The sequence below is a fragment of the Pseudomonas sp. A0308 genome, from assembly GCF_044218815.1.
GTDB lineage: Bacteria > Pseudomonadota > Gammaproteobacteria > Pseudomonadales > Pseudomonadaceae > Aquipseudomonas > Aquipseudomonas iridis.
The window spans coordinates 525,631-542,137 of record NZ_CP162581.1 but is presented as its reverse complement, the minus strand read 5'-3'; the positions used below and the strand labels follow the sequence as shown (position 1 = coordinate 542,137).

Genomic DNA, 16,507 nt, shown 5'->3' with positions numbered 1-16,507 from the left:
CACGATGAGTTTGCATAACCTCGATGGCTTTTTTGAGGTGGTCTATCCGCTCATTACCGCATTTGCATTGGCGGTAGCGCGGGTGCTGGGTGTCGTATTGATCACACCGGCCTTCAATCGACTTGGTTTGACCGGCATGCTGCGTGCGGCGGTTGCGGTGGTGATTGCCGTTCCCGTGGCCCCGGCGGTGTTCCAGGCCCTGTCCGCGATCGAAGCGCCCTCGGGTTTCATGTTGTCAGGCTTGTTAGCTAAAGAGATGCTCGTCGGCCTGTTGATCGGCCTGATGTTCGGCATCCCCTTTTGGGCCGCAGAGGTGGCAGGCGAGCTGATCGACCTGCAACGCGGGGCGACGATGGCGCAGTTGCTTGATCCGTTGGGCTCTGGAGAAAGTAGCATCACTGCAACTCTGCTGAGCATCACGCTGACGGCGTTGTTTTTCATGTCCGGCAGCTTCAGCCTCCTGCTCGACGCACTCTATCGCAGCTATCAATTATGGCCGGCCTTCGACTTTTCTCCGATCGTCAATCAGGCCATGGCGCTGGCAACACTCAACCTGCTCGACAACGTAATGGAGGTCGGCGTAATGATGATTGCGCCGATCATCATCGCCTTGCTGGTGGCGGATCTACTACTCGCCTACCTCTCTCGCATGACCCCGCAGTTGCATCTTTTCGATTTGTCCTTACCGGTAAAGAACCTCGTCTTCGCATTCTTGATGGTGGTGTATGTGGGCTTTCTGCTGCCCATCTTCTTTACCCAGCTTGGCCAGCTGCGCGGCCAGTTTAGTGTGCTGGAAATGGCCGCCAAAGCACCGCTGCCATTGTCGATGGAGGGGAGCGTCCGTGAGTGAGCACAGTGAGGAGAAATCCCTGCCGGCCTCGGCGAAGAAGTTGCGTGATGCGCGCAAGAAAGGGCAGGTTTCCAAAAGTCAGGATCTCGTCACCGGCCTCGTCATTCTGTCGTGCACGCTCTATCTGGTCGCGACGTCGGCAGAGCTGGAACAACAGGTTCGGGCATTTCTGGAGTTGGTTGCGCGGGTGTATGTCGAGCCCTTCGAGACAGTCTGGCCGCGAATCATGGGCATGGCTCAGAGCCTTCTGGTGCGCGCCGTTGTACCGATTCTGGCGGTGACGGTGGTCGTCGTCAGCCTTACCAATATTCTCGTCATGGGTGGTGCCGTATTTGCGGTCGAGCCGATCCTGCCGCAGTTCGAACGAATCAGCCCGGTGGCCGGGCTCAAGCGGATTTTCTCGATGCGCAGTCTGATCGAACTGATCAAGGCGTTGTTGAAGATGCTGGCGCTCGGAGTGGCATTTGTACTGGTTTATCGCAATGGGTTGCAGAACCTGATGGAGTCATCGGCCTGCGGTACCGCTTGCCTTTACAGCTCATTCTTCCAATTGCTCACACCGCTGGTCATCACTGGTATTGCGGCTTTTCTGCTTGTAGGGGCGGTCGACGTACTGATTCAGCGATGGCTGTTCGCAAAGGATATGCGCATGAGCAAGAGCGATCAAAAGCGCGAACACAAGGATATGGACGGAGACCCTTTGATCCGCCGTGAACGCAACCGTCAGCGTAGCGAGATGCAGGCATCGACCGCCAAGCGAGGTGTGCATCACGCCACTTTGCTAATCGGTGCGGCGGGTGGTTGGGTCGTGGGTGTTCGATATGTCAGGGGAGAAACCCCCGTCCCGGTAATCGTCTGTCGAGCACAGGCAGAAGGTTCGCACGCGCTGCTCGATGACGCCCGACGCCTTAACAAACCTGTTGCCGTGAACGCCGAACTGGCCGCCCGGATTGCGTTACGCCCGGTAGGCAGCCCACTGCCAGACGACACGTTCCAGGTTGTCGCCGATCTGTTAGTGGGAGCGCGCTTGTTATGAGCCTGAGGGCTAAACCGAGGCGCAAAAAACTCATTCGACCTGGGCCGATGCTTTCCGCTCAGCGTCACCCGACGTCGCCCAGCGCCGAGAGTTTCGAACGCTATTGGGCGCGTGTACGCACCTCTGTTTTGTCACCCGAAATGGGAGATGGGGTTGGGGTGCTCGACCCGTGACGGATCTGCCGTGAGGTAAGTCGTCGCTACGAAAATCAGCGTGAGGAAAAAAACAATGAGTCTGAACTCACTTTCATCTATGACCGACACCGGTAATGCTGGCTCGCTCGCGATCAATCAGGATGCCAGCGTTTTCAACAGCCAGTTGAGTGACGCGACGTCCAGAAGCAATCAAACGAACTCGGAGAACTTGCTCGGAGGTGAGGTGCTGCGCGCGTCCGACTCGACCCCGCCACCGGCCTTGAACGCCGAGCTGCAGATTAACTGGAACGGCGACCTGAACACAGCCACTGGCGCTGTGTATGTGTCCGCAGACGGAAAGCTGACGGAAGTTTTGAAAGAGAACGCGCCTAAACTGTTTGCTCTGCTCAAGGACTATGCCGCCAGTCTGCTTGCGGACTCGGGTGCGACGAAGCCGCCACCGGAGTTGGTGCAAGATCAACCTTCGACTGTCAATTCGGAGGACGCCAAGCAAGCCGCCCTCGATAAGGCTCTGGGAAAGGGGGCCACGCTCGCGGATTCAGATCTATATCTGGGCGCCAGTGACATTGATAACCCTGGGAAACCGGAAAACGGTCTGATTGAACTTGAGGGGACTGACAGGAAAAATGGTCAGTCCGGAGATACCAAATACATCGTCGATCAGAGTACTAATCCTGAGCTTTACGACCGTGTGGCGGGCTTACATACGAATGCCGACGCCGAACAAGTCTCCGAGACGCGAGAAGAGCATGGCCTGGGTAAACTGGATGATCTGGACATTCTCAGCAAAAAAAGCTCAGACGATATGACGGTATCGCAAAAAGCCACTACGACGCTGTTGGATAAATATACTCAGGGTATCGCCGACGGCTCGATTGATAAGGATGATCCAAAGGCCAAGTTGGTGATGGCCATTGAAGCTCAGGGGGCGCTGCAAAATGGCAGAGGTCTGACCGGCTATGTAGAAGATGTCCGGTTCAATAATACGACCTATCGAGAAATGGATGAAAAGAAAACTCAACTGACGGCTGCCGATGAGCAGGACATCATTGACGGAAACAAGGTGGATGCTCGCCTGACTGAATTGTTTGCCAATGAAGATATCGCCAGCGACTACAAGCAAAGTCTGAGCGACGCGATCAGCACGGTGCCGGATCGTGACAAATTGGTTGAAAGCCTGGTGCAGCAGCTGACCAGTCCCGAATACACGAACTACCTGCAGAAAATGAACGGCAGCGGGCAAGGGGACATTGCGCAGAAGGATGTGTCTGCACTGATTGGAAGCCTGACACTACTTGATCCGGTCAAGGCCAAGGAAGCCACGGATACACTCACCTGCAATAGCCTGACCGTGCAGCTCGATAGTCTTCAGGGCGATGCGTCAAAGGTCAGTGCTGAAAACAAGGAACTGGCTATAAAGGACGTTTTTGCAGTGGCCAAGGCGGCCATAAAGAATGTAGGGATTGATGTTCCCAAGCGCGTTCAAGACAGCATGGATCAGTTCGTCAATGGATTTCTCCTGGATAAAGCCAAGAGTTCTGAAGCGATGGCTGCACTGGATGAGTTCAAAAGCCGTGGCGTTGTCACTGAGGCAGAGATAAAGGAGGTCGTCGATAAAACCTACATACCGTCGGCCGAACGCGCCAAGCTCAAGGAGGCATTCAGTGTTATGAACTCCCAAGGCATCTTGAGCTCTTTATCGGGAACCGCTTCACTGGTGAGCGGCATCTATCAGTTGGTCGGACAAGGTGGAAAACTGTCTGACGATCCTTTGGAACGGGTGGCTATTTCCAAAGACTTCATTAGCTTCCTCTCTAACAGCTCTCAATTTATCAAAACCGGAATGTTTGATTCATTGACGAAAAACGGTGCTTTCGAACTTTTGGGGCTTGATAAGACCTTGCCGGAGATCTGGGATGCAAAAGGACCTTTAGGTAGTGCTCCGCCAGACGAAAAACCTTACACGTCGTCAAATACTGTCAACGAAAAGTTGAATGCCATTGATAGCAGGCTGAAAAATGAGCCTTTCTCTCACTTTAACGAAGAGTTTCAGCGGCTTTCGTCCATCGACGATACAGTTTTCGATAGCACAATCGGGCGCCCGACATCGTCGAGCATGCCAGATAGTGCAAGTCTGGCCAGCTCCGTCGTTGAACCCGATGCCAAAGTGCCGATGTCGATGCCTGCGAAATTGGGCGGTTCAGCATTAAAGGTTCTGGGAGCCGTGACAGATTTCGCCGGAGGCGCACTGGATGTCGTGCTTGGCGCTTTCAATATCAAGGCAGGTATTGAAAAGGACGATTCACTCTTGAAAGTCGCCGGTAGCTTGCAGGTCGTCGGAGGTGCAACAGGCGTGGCTGCAGGCGGAATCGGGATTGCCGGGCTGTTGGGCGCCACTGCTGCAGCAGTGGCCGTGGGCCCTCTGTTCCTGGTCGGTGCGGCATTGGGTATTGCCGGTGCGGTCGTGTCGGTTTTTAGTCAACACAAACAAGAACAGGACGCGACTAACGCAGAAAGTGACTGGTACGCCGATCTTGACAAGGAAGGCCTGCTTCAGTCGGGCTGGCAGGATAAAATCGAATATGCCCGATACGCCATTCATCATTACGGTCAGCGTGATACGCCCGATGATCAAAGTATGTTCGATTATCAGTCAAGGGAGTGGAATCACTTCAAAGAGGAAGATGGGAAAAACGGATCGTCGATTAATCGGCTGGACGGAGTCAAACATGTTGACTACGAGGGTGATGGCGATAATAAAGTTGTCCATACTAACAAGGTGCTGGATGCCGCGCTTGAACACGATAGTGTTGGTGAAGAAGCGACAAATAGGGGACGACCTGCGCTATCAATACTGTAATTCATATCGGAACGTCTGACATTGGAATCTGCCGCCTGAGGGCGGCAGATTTTTTGGGTTCAACATGTGTTTGCGGCTTGCTGTAGATAGCCTGTTTCGGTCTCTGCTTTGGGGCGTCGGAACCTTTCGCGTTATGCATGAATCAGCCTGAAGCAGCCGGTCAGAAGCGGTAGTTCGCGGCCATAATCGGACAGCTGTCTAAACGCCTAATTGCCAACAGAAACGTCAATGCGTACTAGTCATGTGCCCCAATTGGCTACAGGCGGCGGTTACTTTCCTGGGAGGGAATTGTTTCTTGTCTGAAATAACGAAATGAACCTGCTGATTGTTATCAACAAAAGTACAAACGACCAAGACCCGAATTCAAAGATCCGGGTCTTGGTCGCTTATCTGAAACTGCCTTCAGGAAGCTTTTACCACGCGTAGCGGTAGCCTACGTTCACCGAATAAGGCTGTTCGATACCATCGCCTTTGGTGTACTCCGCGTCGATGAAGAACTTGTGCTTCTCGGCGGTTTGCAGGATTACCCCGCCACCGATTTCCGCCCGCGAACCGGGCAATTTGCTGTCCAGACTTACATCGTTGACGCTCACCTGGCTGTCACCGGCATGCTCGGTAATCCACGATGCTTTGGCGTATGGCTGCACAGTCATACCATTATCCAGCTTCATGTTACGACCGAACAGGCTGCCAACTCGGCTCTGAACGGAAGTAACGGCGTCCTGTTCGACTTTCAAGCCATTGCTTGCGGTGTAATCGCCACTGCCCACGCGGAACGCTTGCACTTCCAGTTGTGGTTCGACGAACCAGCCTTGTCCAAGATCGATTTGCTTGCCAACCTCTACGCTCGCCGCAATTGCGTGATTCTTGTATTTACCGTCGACCTTCTGGCCCATATTGCTAGTGATGTCGACCTTGTTGTCCAAGTGGGTGTATTTCAGCACGCTGTCAACGTACACGCCGTTTTGGTCGATGTAGGTGGCATAGGTGCCGAGCATGGCGCTGTCGATTTGGCCTTTGCTGCCTTCGCCGAAGTTCTGTCGAGCCTCACCTTGTCCGGCCATACCGCCGAGGTACAGCTTGCCGTTGTAGAAAGGAATGGCCTTGTCGGCGCCGATCTCGAAACCGTTGACCTGCTGCTCAAAGGCACGGCTGGAACCTGTATCGATACGCTGCTCCTTACCGAAGCCACGTGTCCACAGACCGCCCTCATCATTGCCCATACGCAACTCGCCCAGTCGTTTGGTCAAAGCATTCATCTGCGCACCGATGAGTCCTGTGGCCGCCGCCTGTTGAGCGATGGCAGCGTTCGCGCCCTTACTCAGGTTCTCTGGTTGAGGATTGCTGATAATGGGATCAATTGGCGCAACGATGTCTCCGGCACCACCACCGGTATCACCCACTGGCCCCTCGCCACCGCCCGCATCCTCGGCAGTGCCGGCCAGGTACCAGTCATCGCCACGCTGTTCGAGGCCATAACGGAAGGCACCCACGTCGACTTTACCTCCGTACAAATCGAACTTGCCCGCGCCGCCGTTGGTATCCACCAGCATCAGTGCACCACCTTGGGCCTGGTGGCCGGAATCGGCAACGATCAGCGTGTGCTCCCCGTCAACTTGTCCTTCAACCTTGAGCAAGTCGCCTTGCAGCGTTGCCAGGTCAGTGTTGAGCAAGAAGCTGCCATTGCCGCTCAAATTGCCCACCGTCAGCGTTTTGAACAAGCCGTTGGCGTGGTCGAAATTGACACGGCCGTCGTTCAACGAAAGAGCACCCAACGAAGAGTCGCCAGTCATTGTCCAGGCGCTTCCACTGTTTACACCCAGTTTGTCCAGCCATTGCGCTGCACCTTGCCAGGTCGAACCATTTTCAAGGTTGATGCTGCTGTCTAGCGTGTGATCATGATCGATCGACACGTCGCCTTTCAGTCGCGACCCATTGGTGGCGGCCAGTGTCATACGTTCGATTTTCTTGCCGCTAGTCTCCACGCTACGGGAGCCCATCAAGATGTTGCCTTCAATCGTTGAACCGTCAGCGGTCACATCAACACCGGCGAGAACCCCTCCCTTGATGGCATAGTCATTGGAACTGACCAGGCTGTTTTTGAGATGAACGCTATGCTGGCCCGATGTCAGAGCGGCGATCCCGACAGCGGTCGTGCCATTGACCACAACACGTGAGTCTTCGAGGCTCAACGATGAACCGACGTCCGTGCCTACATAGACACCGTAGCTGCCATTACCATTGAGAGCGATATCGACATTCTTACCAATGACAGTACCCCCAGATGCAGAGTAGAGACCGATGCCGCCGTGCTCACCGTGGATACGGACATTATCGAACGTTGCTTTCCCGCCATCGATTTTGCTGCTCCAGTAGCCGTGTTCCCCTAAATCCACTTCACTGTTAGTCAAGTTGAGGGTTGAGCCTGCAGATGCCCGGAGCATAGGTCCTGATCCGTCGCTGGTGATCTTCACATTGTTCGCATTGACCACACCTCCCTGTTTGGCCGAGATGGCAGTGGCCGCTGAGTGCAGGTTTGACGACTCAACATTCACCGTCCCTCCAACATCAGCAAATACGGCTTCGGCGTTAGAGTTGATGTCCATGTTCTTGACATCAACGGTCGCCCCTTGGGATGCCTGAGCACCATAGGCGTACCCTGATCCGGTGGTGGTTATGCTGCCGCCGTCCAGACTTATATGAGCACCCTCTCCTGAGGCCAGCACTCCACGACTGTTGTCCCCTGAAGTACTGATCGCAATATCGTCCCCCACCACCGTCCCGCCTGCGGTGGCGTAAATTCCATAGCCCCTGGTATTGGTGGTTTTAATGGAACCTCCGCGCACGTTGACGTCACTGGTCCCCGTTGTTGCAATTCCATACCCGTTAGATCCGTAGGTAACAATATCGAGATTACTGACATCGGCCGTCGAATTCGTCACGTGCAGGCCCGAGCCTGTGCTGTTGATCTGTACATTGTTGCCACGTAGCTGGCTTGCTTCTTTGACATCCAGTGCGACGCTGCTACCCAGTGCAGCGATTTGGGTGTTTTGAAGGTTTACCGTAGAGCCGCCAGACGCCATCAACCCAGACGTCTTGGCCATGAGAGAATTTACGGTCATGCCGATCAGATTCAGCGTGGAGTTACTTTCTACCAGCACAGCGCCCAAGCCCGTACCTGAAGTGCTGAGAATGCCGTTGCTCCAAGTCGCCTCACCGTCATTCATAACCCGCAATACAGGGTTGTTGTCACCTGATGTCGTCATTGTCCCGGAACCGCTATAGGTCGTGCCATCGACGACCACAACAGCGGCGTGCCCCATGCTGGAAAAGGCCAACAACAAGCTGGCAGACAATGTGCTCAAGGGAAAAGCCGGAGCTTTTGAAGAAAAGCGCACAAGGCTGTTGCGCGATTTTAAAGCGTCAGACGCCGACTCCGATGGCACCGTAAAATAGGTACGCGTGCGATTCCATATAGTTCGGTAGATGCTGTTCATAAATCTCTCATTCATTGATTATTTTCAGGACAGGCTTAAACAAGCCAGCGCTCGAAAGTCATTGAGGAGAGATTTGAACAGGAAATTTAGCGGCAAAAGCTCAGGCTTTTCCGACGGATCTGTAGGAAATTTCCTACGCGCGAGCCGCTCTCTTTAGCACTCAGCAATTCGTATTTCCATCTACATGAATCGCCACTGGTTGTGTAGACATTCGATGACCGCTATTGGCCGAACGCTGTCCGTTGAAGACAGCCACATCCTCAGGTATCCAGGTCGAACTAGTGATGTCGGAAGGGGAGGGTTGCGGAAATGGCCGAAAAGATGCGGAAACGATCCATAGAGAGAGGAGCCAATTTCCCGAATGCCAGAAACGACAAAGCCCTGAATAATCAGGGCTTTGTCGGTACAAATATGGCGGAGGCGATGGGATTCGAACTCATGGACCTGTTACAGTCGACGGTTTTCAAGACCGTTGCCTTAAACCACTCGGCCACACCTCCGTTGCGTTGCGGGCGCCATAATACCTGAATGAAACACACTGTCAAACTCTCTGCATGGCTTGTTACAGAGCGTCTGTTATGATCTTTGCGACTGAACGTTTCAAACCAACAGGAGTGTCGCCATGCGCGAACAGGATTACGCAGTTAATAACAGCGTGCAGGCTGAGCAGCTAGAGGTTAGCCGCGTCCTGCGCAACACTTATGGTCTACTCGCTCTCACCCTCGCATTCAGCGGCGTGATGGCGTTCGTTGCCCAGCAGATGCGTGTTGGCTACCCGAACATTTTCGTGGTGCTGATCGGCTTCTACGGGCTTTTCTTCCTTACCAACAAACTTCGTGATTCCGCGTGGGGCTTGGTGTCCGCCTTTGCGTTGACCGGTTTCATGGGGTTCCTGCTCGGCCCGATCCTCAATCGTTACCTGGGCATGCAGGGTGGCGCTGAAGTGGTCAGCTCCGCGTTCGCGATGACGGCACTGGTGTTCGGTGGTCTGTCGGCTTACGTACTGATCACCCGCAAGGACATGAGCTTCCTGGGTGGTTTCATCACCGCCGGTTTCTTCGTCCTGCTGGGTGCAACGCTGGCAAGCTTCTTCTTCCAGGTCAGCGGCCTGCAACTGGCGATCAGCGCAGGTTTCGTGCTGTTCTCGTCGGTCTGCATCCTGTTCCAGACCAGCGCCATCATTCACGGCGGCGAGCGTAACTACATCATGGCGACCATCAGTCTGTATGTATCGATCTACAACCTGTTCATCAGCTTGTTGCAGATCTTCGGCATCATGAGCCGCGATGACTGATCGCAGTCCATGAAATAACAAAAAACCCGCCTAGGCGGGTTTTTTGTTGACTGCAGAAAAGGTGATCAATTGATCACGATGCTGCCATCGGCTTGTTGCTTATAGATCGTGTAAGGCAACAGCAGTGTGTCCAGCACCCCCGACAACGCCGCATCCACCAGCACGCCGGGCGTTGCGTTGTTGTAATTGAACGCATCGACATCATCCGGCCGCTCTGCGTGCAGCAGGCAGAAATCATAGGTCACGCCGCTGTAGATCCGCGGAACGGCGCCGCAGTGGGATTTTTTGTCTTTCAGATAGTCCGCCGCGACTTGATCACTGCGCACTACCGTCTGCACGGTCCCGCAACCGGCGAGCATAAGCGTCGCCAACATCACTGCCTGAACTCTCATACCGCCAATCCTTAGCCGCAAAAATCTCAATCTACGCCGAACGAGGGCAAAAAGCATTCATGCCATTGGCGGGAGTCGGCGCTTGACCGGTGTCTTCTTGACGATCGCCGTGTTGGTTTCGGCCAGGTTGTTAAGGCGATCGAGCAGGGTATCCAGCTGCTCCATCGAACGTACGTGCAGGCGGGCGATGAAACAGTCCTCGCCGGTCACCTTGTCGCACTCGGTGAATTCGGGAATCGACAGAATCTGCCGTTCTACTTCTTGCAGCTGCCCCGGCAGCGGTCGCACGCGGACGATGGCCTGCAATTGATAGCCAAAACACTTGGGGTCAATTTCGACGGTGTAGCCCTTGAGCACGCCGCGTTCTTCCAGTCGGCGCAAGCGTTCCGCGACGCTGGGCGAAGACAGGCCACTGATTTGCGCCAAGGCCTTTAATGAACGCCGCGAATCCTCCATCAAGGCACTGATGAGGATCTGGTCGATGTCATCGGTCATGGTCAATCTCCAGCATTAGGCAATTGATGAAAACCACCCTCGATAAAAAAGGCAGAAACCGAGTTTAGCCTGCTTTTTGCGCTGGAATGGCCCGGCGTCGGATTGGCATACTTTTGCCACGCATTCGCCAAACGCTGAGGAGATTGATGATGGACAACCCGATCCGTCGCGGCTCATTTGAAATGACCGCGGCCATGCTGATATCCGGGACGATCGGCTGGTTCGTCCTCGTTTCCGGGCAACCGGTGCTGGACGTGGTGTTCTGGCGCTGTGTGTTTGGGGCCGGCACTTTGCTGTTGATCTGCGCGATTTTCGGTTTTTTGCGCCCCGGCTTACTGACACGCACTACATTCTTGCTGGCGGTGCTCAGCGGCGTGGCGATTGTCGGCAACTGGGTGCTGTTGTTTGCGTCTTATTCCCGGGCCTCGATCGCCATCGGTACAGCGGTGTACAACGTGCAGCCGTTCATGCTGGTCGGATTGGCGGCGCTGTTCCTCGGCGAGAAAATTACCCTGCAAAAGCTGTTTTGGCTGGCAATTTCCTTTATGGGCATGCTGGCGATTGTCAGTGCCCACGGCCAGCAAGGCGATGGAGGTAGTCAGTATCTGCTGGGCATTGCTCTGGCACTGGGCGCGGCGTTTCTCTATGCGATTGCCGCGTTGATCATCAAGCGCCTGACGGGCACGCCGCCGCACTTGATTGCGCTGATCCAGGTCTGCACCGGCGTGTTGTTGCTCGCGCCTTTCGCGCACTTTTCGGCACTGCCGCAAGCGCCGAGTGCATGGGCCAGCCTGGTGACACTGGGCATCGTTCACACTGGCCTGATGTACGTGCTGCTATATGGCGCGATTCAGAAGTTGCCGACAGCGTTGACGGGCGCACTGTCGTTCATCTACCCGATTGCAGCGATTTTCGTCGACTGGTTAGCCTTTGGTCATCGCCTGGAAGTCCTGCAATGGGTGGGCGTGGCAGCGATTCTGCTGGCCGCTGCGGGCATGCAACAGGGCTGGGGTTTCAAGGCTCGGCGACTGGCTGCGCAGTAAAACGTCAAATATTCCATCGCGGCGCGGTTTTCGCCAGGCGCTGGCGCAACTCGCCGATGTTTGCGGCGAGTTGCCGGGTCAGCAATCGATAGCCATCCAAAGCACTATAAACCGGTGCGTCAAGGCTGGCGTCCGGCAACTCCGCTGGCCGATCCAGACGCTGCGTCGCTCCCGATTTGAGTGCGCGGGCCATACCAATCAATTGCACGCGAATCTGCCGGTGCTCGGCTTTCAACGCTGATTGCAGATGGGCCATGGCTTCGGGGTCGTTGCCGTCGGGGCGCGTGTTACCGAGGATCTCCAGTGTGCTGATGCACATGCGCAAGTTGCGCTGGATGGCATCGAGTTCGGTCATGGAAATCTTCACTTCCTTGGACACCGACGGCATCAGCGAACGCAGTTGCACCATTACCGCACCCAGGCGGCCCATCAGTTTCAGATGTTCGTCGGCGCTGACCGGTTGGCCGCTGATGATGCGTCCGTATACCGTGGCGCAATCGCGCAAGGCATCGGCGAGGTTGTAGCGCCACGAATACACCGCATAGAGCGGCAGGGCGAAGGAAAATGCCAGCGCCAGGGCAATGCCGATCAGGATGTCGACCCCGCGCCACAGCCCATCCGTGATCGGGTTGTCGCCGTGCCCGGCGACGATAAATACCGTGATCGCGGAGAGCAGGGCGGTGTAGCCACCCTTGCCGATGGCGTGATACGAGAAGAAGCCGCACACCACGGCCATGGCAAAGTAGGTCAGCCACGGCATGCCGAGCCACGCCTCCTGCGCCACCAGCAACAAACCGACGCCGGCTCCGATCAAGGTGCCGGTGGCGCGTTCGGCGGCTTTTTTGCCGATGTTGCCGTGGTGCTGCAAACCGCCGATGACCACCAGCATGGTCACCGATGCCCACTCGCCATGAGGCAGGTTGATGCCGGTGGTCAGCAGGATGGTTGCCAGCAACCCCAATGCCACTCGCACCGCGTGGATCAGTCGGGCGTGGCGGTAGCGCCGGTACGGGTCCAGCAGCGGACGCAGGATTCGGCGCAACAGCGGTGGCAGTCGGTGGGTGCTGAACGTACTCAGTGCAAGGTCCTCGTCAGAAGATGTAGTCGGTGGTCAGGAAGCTCGAATCACGTCCGCGAATGATCTCGCTGATCAGATCCTTGTTGCTGTCCTGGTATTTGGTGGCCACCAGCGTGCGGATCGAAAACACCCGCAGCGCATCGTGTACCGACAGCGTGCCTTCGGCGGAGTTCTTGCGGCCGTTGAACGGATAAGTGTCCGGGCCACGCTGGCATTGGGCGTTAAGGTTGATCCGGCCGACCTGATTGGCAAACGTGTCGACCAGCCGTCCGACGGCCACCGGGTTGGTGCCGAAGATGCTCAACTGCTGGCCGAAGTCCGATTCCAGCACGTAGTCGATCACCGTATCGAGATGGCGGTACGGCACGATCGGCACCACCGGGCCAAACTGTTCTTCCTGATAAACACGCATCTGCGGGTTCACCGGGTACAGCACTGCCGGGTAAAAAAACGACTCGCGCGACTCGCCGCCATTCGGGTTGACCACTTCGGCACCCTTGCTGCGCGCATCCGCGACCAGCCCATGCAGATAATCGACCTTGCCCGACTCCGGCAGCGGTGTCAGTGACACTCCGCTGTCCCATGGCATGCCCGGTTTCAGCGTGGCCAGTTTGGTGTTGAATTTTTCGATGAAGCTGTCGACCACGTCCTCATGGACAAACAGTATTTTTAGCGCGGTGCAGCGCTGGCCGTTGAACGACAGTGACCCGGTGACCGCCTCGTTGACGGCGTTATCCAGATCGACTTCCGGCAGGACGATGCCGGGGTTCTTCGCATCCAGCCCCAGCGCGGCGCGCAAGCGGTGCGGTTTTGGGTGCAGTTTCTTCAGGTCGCTGGCGGCCTTGTTGGTACCGATGAAGGCGAAGATGTCGATCTTGCCGCTGGCCATCAGTGCGCTGACCGTTTCGCGGCCGCTGCCATAGATGACGTTGATCACACCGGTAGGGAAGCTGTCGCGGAATGCTTCGAGCAATGGGCGAATCAGCAGCACGCCAAGCTTGGCCGGTTTGAACACCACGGTGTTGCCCATGATCAGCGCCGGAATCAGCGTGGTGAAGGTCTCGTTCAGCGGATAGTTGTAGGGGCCCATGCACAGCGCCACGCCGAGCGGCACGCGGCGAATTTGCCCGAGCGTGTCCTGCTCCAGTTCGAAACGGCTGGAGCGGCGGTCGAGTTCTTTCAGCGCATTGATGGTGTCGACGATGTAGTCGCAGGTGCGGTCGAACTCTTTTTCCGAGTCCTTGAGGTTCTTGCCGATTTCCCACATCAGCAGCTTGACCACTGCGTCACGCTGCTGGCGCATGCGCCCGAGGAACGCTTCAACGTGCTGAATGCGTTCGGCCACACGCATGGTCGGCCACAGGCCCTGGCCACGGTCGTAGGCGCGGACGGCGGCGTCCAGCGCGGTGAGGGCAGTGTCGGCGTCGAGCAGGGGTGTGCTGCCGAGAATCACTTGCTCATCGCCATTTTCGCCGTGCAAATAGACCGGGCTGCGAACCGTGGCGAGCGGGCCGTCCCAGCGGCGCAATTCACCGTCGACCAGGTATTCGCGTTGCTCGACCTGACCGTCGAGGCGGAATTTTTCCGGGATGTCGCTGACAGAAGGGAACAGGTTGCCAAGGATGTTTGCTGTGGTCATGTCGCTACCCCGTGTTGATGTCCGCGTGCAGATCAAAAAGTCTTTACAGGTTATACGCCTGAATGCGGCGAAATTTAAACCCGTAAATGTCACTCGAATGTCACGCAAAGGCGCAGAACAGAGGGGCTAGCAACACCGCGAACTATGTGGGAGCTGGCTTGCCAGCGATGTGGCCGGTACTTTCATTATCTTCATTGACTGACACACCGCTATCGCTGGCAAGCCAGCTCCCACAGGGTTTTGTGGTGTGCCCAATCCTGAAGTGAGCCCAACTGGCCGTCGAAGTCCCCCTCGCTGTCCCGCAATGCCCTCAAGCCTCTGGCGTCGCTGTCTTAAGGTGTGATCACAACAATAAGTGGGGCCACCCTTGAGGATCGTTATGCGGGCAATCCCGATCACTTTGCTGCTGGCGTTGGCCACGATGCTGCTCGGATGCGGCGACGATGCCAAACCGGCGTTAACTTCCAGCATCGCCAGCAGCGCTACCCCGTCCGACCCGGCACTGGCGCAGATCTACGCCAACAGTTGCCAACTCTGTCACGCCAACCCGGCCGCCAATGCGCCGCTCACTGGCGACCGCAAAGCCTGGGAACCGCGCATCCAGCAGGGCGCCGACACACTGCTCGACCATGCCATTAACGGCTACAACGGCATGCCACCGATGGGCCAATGCGTTGAGTGTTCGCAAGAGCAGTTCCTGCAATTGATCGGCTTCATGGCCGACCAGCCTCTTCCAGAATAAGGGTGCGCGCATGACGATGGATCTGACACGGCGTCAGTTGTTGCAACGGGCGAGCATTGTTGGCGCGTTCAGTGCGTTGGCGAGCAACCCGGCATTGGGCCAATTGATGCGCGCGCCACGGCTGATCCCTTGGCGCAACTGGTCGGGCGCGCAGAGCTGCCTGCCGGCGGCGCGTCTGGCGCCGAAAAATCTGGATGAGCTGACGGCAGTGATTCGTCAGGCTCAAGGCACGATTCGTCCGGTCGGCTCGGCGCATTCGTTCAGCGCCCTGGTGCCCACCGACGGCACGCTGTTGTCGTTGAGCTACTTCACCGGGCTGCTCGATCACGACCCGAAAAACCTGCAGGCCGAATTCGCCGCCGGCACACCGATGTCGCGCATGGGCATGCCCCTCAAGGACGTCGGCCAAGCGCTGCAAAACATGGCCGATATCGACTATCAGACCCTCGCCGGCGCGATTGCCACCTCGACTCACGGCACCGGCAAAAACTTCCAGTCCTACTCGGCCCATGTCTGCGGCATGCAGTTGGTGACGGCCAGCGGTGAGGTGCTGGACTGTGACAGTCAGCGCCATCCTGAGGTGTTCAATGCCGCCCGCGTATCCCTCGGTGCACTCGGCGTGGCGACAAAAATTCGCCTGCAAAACCGCCCGGCCTATCGCCTGCGCGAACGCCAGTGGATCGCCAGAACCGAAGAGCTGCTGGAAGACCTCGACACCAATACCCGCGAAAATCAGCACTGGGAAATGCTCGTGGTTACCCATTCCGACTACGCCTTGTCCATCGCCCTCAATGAAACGGACGACCCGGCCACGCCGCCGATCAGTCCCGAAGAGGAGGGCGGCAACGAGTTCGTGACCCTGATTGAAAAGATTGACAAGTACGCGAGCGATTTTCCCGAGCTGCGTCGCACGATGCTCAACAGCCTGCGGCATCTGGCGAGTTTCGATGACCGGGTCGGCGACTCGTTCGACATCTATGCCAACGTACGCACCGTGCGCTTCAACGAGATGGAGTACTCGGTGCCTGCCGAACACGGCCCGGCCTGCCTGCGCGAGATTCTCAAGCTGATACATGACAAAGACCTGCGCACCTGGTTTCCCATCGAGTATCGCTACGTCAAGGCCGACGACATCCCGCTGAGCATGTTCGAGGGTCGCGACAGCTGTTCGATCTCGGTGCACCAGCATTACCAGATGGACCATCACAATCTGTTCGCCGCCGTCGAGCCCATCTTCTGGAAATACAACGGCCGCCCGCACTGGGGCAAGTTGCACACGCTCAACGCGAAAAACCTGCAACCGCTGTACCCGCGCTGGCGTGAGTTTGCCCAGGTGCGCCAGGCGCTTGATCCGAGCGCGCGGTTTCTCAATGCGCATTTGTCGTCGATTCTGGGGGTGAGCTGATGGCGGTCAATCGACGTAACT

At 56.6% G+C, this 16,507-nt stretch carries 12 protein-coding genes and 1 tRNA gene; 7 read left to right on the top strand and 6 right to left on the bottom strand.

Annotated elements, in window-relative coordinates:
- Positions 1-4: 4 nt before the first annotated feature.
- From sctT to AB4P92_RS02425, 3 genes are all read left to right on the top strand, one after another.
- The gene (sctT, locus tag AB4P92_RS02435; RefSeq protein WP_395598790.1) at positions 5-850 is read left to right on the top strand and encodes a type III secretion system export apparatus subunit SctT; all 846 of its coding nucleotides are present in this window, start codon (positions 5-7) and stop codon (positions 848-850) included.
- The gene (locus AB4P92_RS02430; RefSeq protein ID WP_261735294.1) at positions 843-1,886 is read left to right on the top strand and encodes an EscU/YscU/HrcU family type III secretion system export apparatus switch protein; all 1,044 of its coding nucleotides are present in this window, start codon (positions 843-845) and stop codon (positions 1,884-1,886) included. Before sctT ends, AB4P92_RS02430 begins: the two co-directional genes overlap by 8 nt.
- A gap of 228 nt (positions 1,887-2,114) precedes the next feature.
- Positions 2,115-4,901 (top strand): hypothetical protein, encoded by a 2,787-nt coding sequence (locus AB4P92_RS02425; RefSeq protein ID WP_395598789.1) that lies wholly within the window; start codon positions 2,115-2,117, stop codon positions 4,899-4,901.
- Positions 4,902-5,314: 413 nt separating this feature from the next.
- Here the strand turns inward: AB4P92_RS02425 and AB4P92_RS02420 are convergent, their stop codons facing one another.
- Together AB4P92_RS02420 and AB4P92_RS02415 are read right to left on the bottom strand one after the other, a co-directional pair.
- Positions 5,315-8,398 carry an autotransporter outer membrane beta-barrel domain-containing protein gene (locus tag AB4P92_RS02420; RefSeq protein ID WP_395598788.1) on the bottom strand — a complete coding sequence of 1,028 codons (3,084 nt, stop codon included), beginning with the start codon at positions 8,396-8,398 and terminating at the stop codon, positions 5,315-5,317.
- Between the two features lie 412 nt (positions 8,399-8,810).
- A tRNA-Ser gene (locus AB4P92_RS02415) sits at positions 8,811-8,898 on the bottom strand.
- A 122-nt stretch (positions 8,899-9,020) separates the two neighbouring features.
- On the opposite strand from AB4P92_RS02415, the gene AB4P92_RS02410 reads away from it, so the two are divergent.
- A complete protein-coding gene (locus tag AB4P92_RS02410; protein WP_007915443.1) occupies positions 9,021-9,692 on the top strand; it encodes a Bax inhibitor-1/YccA family protein in 672 nt (223 codons plus the stop codon).
- 65 nt (positions 9,693-9,757) lie between these two features.
- Here the strand turns inward: AB4P92_RS02410 and AB4P92_RS02405 are convergent, their stop codons facing one another.
- Together AB4P92_RS02405 and AB4P92_RS02400 are read right to left on the bottom strand one after the other, a co-directional pair.
- Positions 9,758-10,084, bottom strand: coding sequence for a YceK/YidQ family lipoprotein (locus tag AB4P92_RS02405; protein WP_395598787.1), 327 nt, complete (start codon positions 10,082-10,084; stop codon positions 9,758-9,760).
- Between the two features lie 57 nt (positions 10,085-10,141).
- Positions 10,142-10,579, bottom strand: a complete 438-nt coding sequence (locus AB4P92_RS02400; protein ID WP_042558961.1) for an Lrp/AsnC family transcriptional regulator — start codon at positions 10,577-10,579, stop codon at positions 10,142-10,144.
- Between the two features lie 149 nt (positions 10,580-10,728).
- Between AB4P92_RS02400 and AB4P92_RS02395 the strand changes: the two genes are divergently transcribed.
- Positions 10,729-11,622, top strand: coding sequence for a DMT family transporter (locus AB4P92_RS02395; RefSeq protein ID WP_339474108.1), 894 nt, complete (start codon positions 10,729-10,731; stop codon positions 11,620-11,622).
- Positions 11,623-11,626: 4 nt separating this feature from the next.
- On the opposite strand, the gene AB4P92_RS02390 is transcribed toward AB4P92_RS02395, so the two are convergent.
- Together AB4P92_RS02390 and AB4P92_RS02385 are read right to left on the bottom strand one after the other, a co-directional pair.
- Positions 11,627-12,667 (bottom strand): FUSC family protein, encoded by a 1,041-nt coding sequence (locus AB4P92_RS02390; RefSeq protein WP_200614553.1) that lies wholly within the window; start codon positions 12,665-12,667, stop codon positions 11,627-11,629.
- Positions 12,668-12,713: 46 nt separating this feature from the next.
- Complete coding sequence (locus tag AB4P92_RS02385) at positions 12,714-14,339, bottom strand: NADP-dependent glyceraldehyde-3-phosphate dehydrogenase (protein WP_395598786.1); 1,626 nt, start codon at positions 14,337-14,339, stop codon at positions 12,714-12,716.
- Positions 14,340-14,718: 379 nt separating this feature from the next.
- On the opposite strand from AB4P92_RS02385, the gene AB4P92_RS02380 reads away from it, so the two are divergent.
- Both AB4P92_RS02380 and AB4P92_RS02375 read left to right on the top strand, forming a co-directional pair.
- The gene (locus AB4P92_RS02380; protein WP_395598785.1) at positions 14,719-15,081 is read left to right on the top strand and encodes a c-type cytochrome; all 363 of its coding nucleotides are present in this window, start codon (positions 14,719-14,721) and stop codon (positions 15,079-15,081) included.
- Between the two features lie 76 nt (positions 15,082-15,157).
- Entirely contained in the window at positions 15,158-16,486 is a 1,329-nt protein-coding gene (locus AB4P92_RS02375) for a D-arabinono-1,4-lactone oxidase (protein ID WP_395599649.1), read from the top strand.
- Positions 16,487-16,507 lie beyond the last annotated feature (21 nt).

Coding starts and splice junctions, on each gene's coding strand:
- AB4P92_RS02395 (WP_339474108.1), top strand. CDS start 10,729: ATGGACAACCCGATCCGTCGCGGCTCATTTGAAATGACCGCGGCCATG.
- AB4P92_RS02385 (WP_395598786.1), bottom strand. CDS start 14,339: ATGACCACAGCAAACATCCTTGGCAACCTGTTCCCTTCTGTCAGCGAC.
- AB4P92_RS02420 (WP_395598788.1), bottom strand. CDS start 8,398: ATGAACAGCATCTACCGAACTATATGGAATCGCACGCGTACCTATTTT.
- AB4P92_RS02410 (WP_007915443.1), top strand. CDS start 9,021: ATGCGCGAACAGGATTACGCAGTTAATAACAGCGTGCAGGCTGAGCAG.
- AB4P92_RS02425 (WP_395598789.1), top strand. CDS start 2,115: ATGAGTCTGAACTCACTTTCATCTATGACCGACACCGGTAATGCTGGC.
- AB4P92_RS02405 (WP_395598787.1), bottom strand. CDS start 10,084: ATGAGAGTTCAGGCAGTGATGTTGGCGACGCTTATGCTCGCCGGTTGC.
- sctT (WP_395598790.1), top strand. CDS start 5: ATGAGTTTGCATAACCTCGATGGCTTTTTTGAGGTGGTCTATCCGCTC.
- AB4P92_RS02380 (WP_395598785.1), top strand. CDS start 14,719: ATGCGGGCAATCCCGATCACTTTGCTGCTGGCGTTGGCCACGATGCTG.
- AB4P92_RS02400 (WP_042558961.1), bottom strand. CDS start 10,579: ATGACCGATGACATCGACCAGATCCTCATCAGTGCCTTGATGGAGGAT.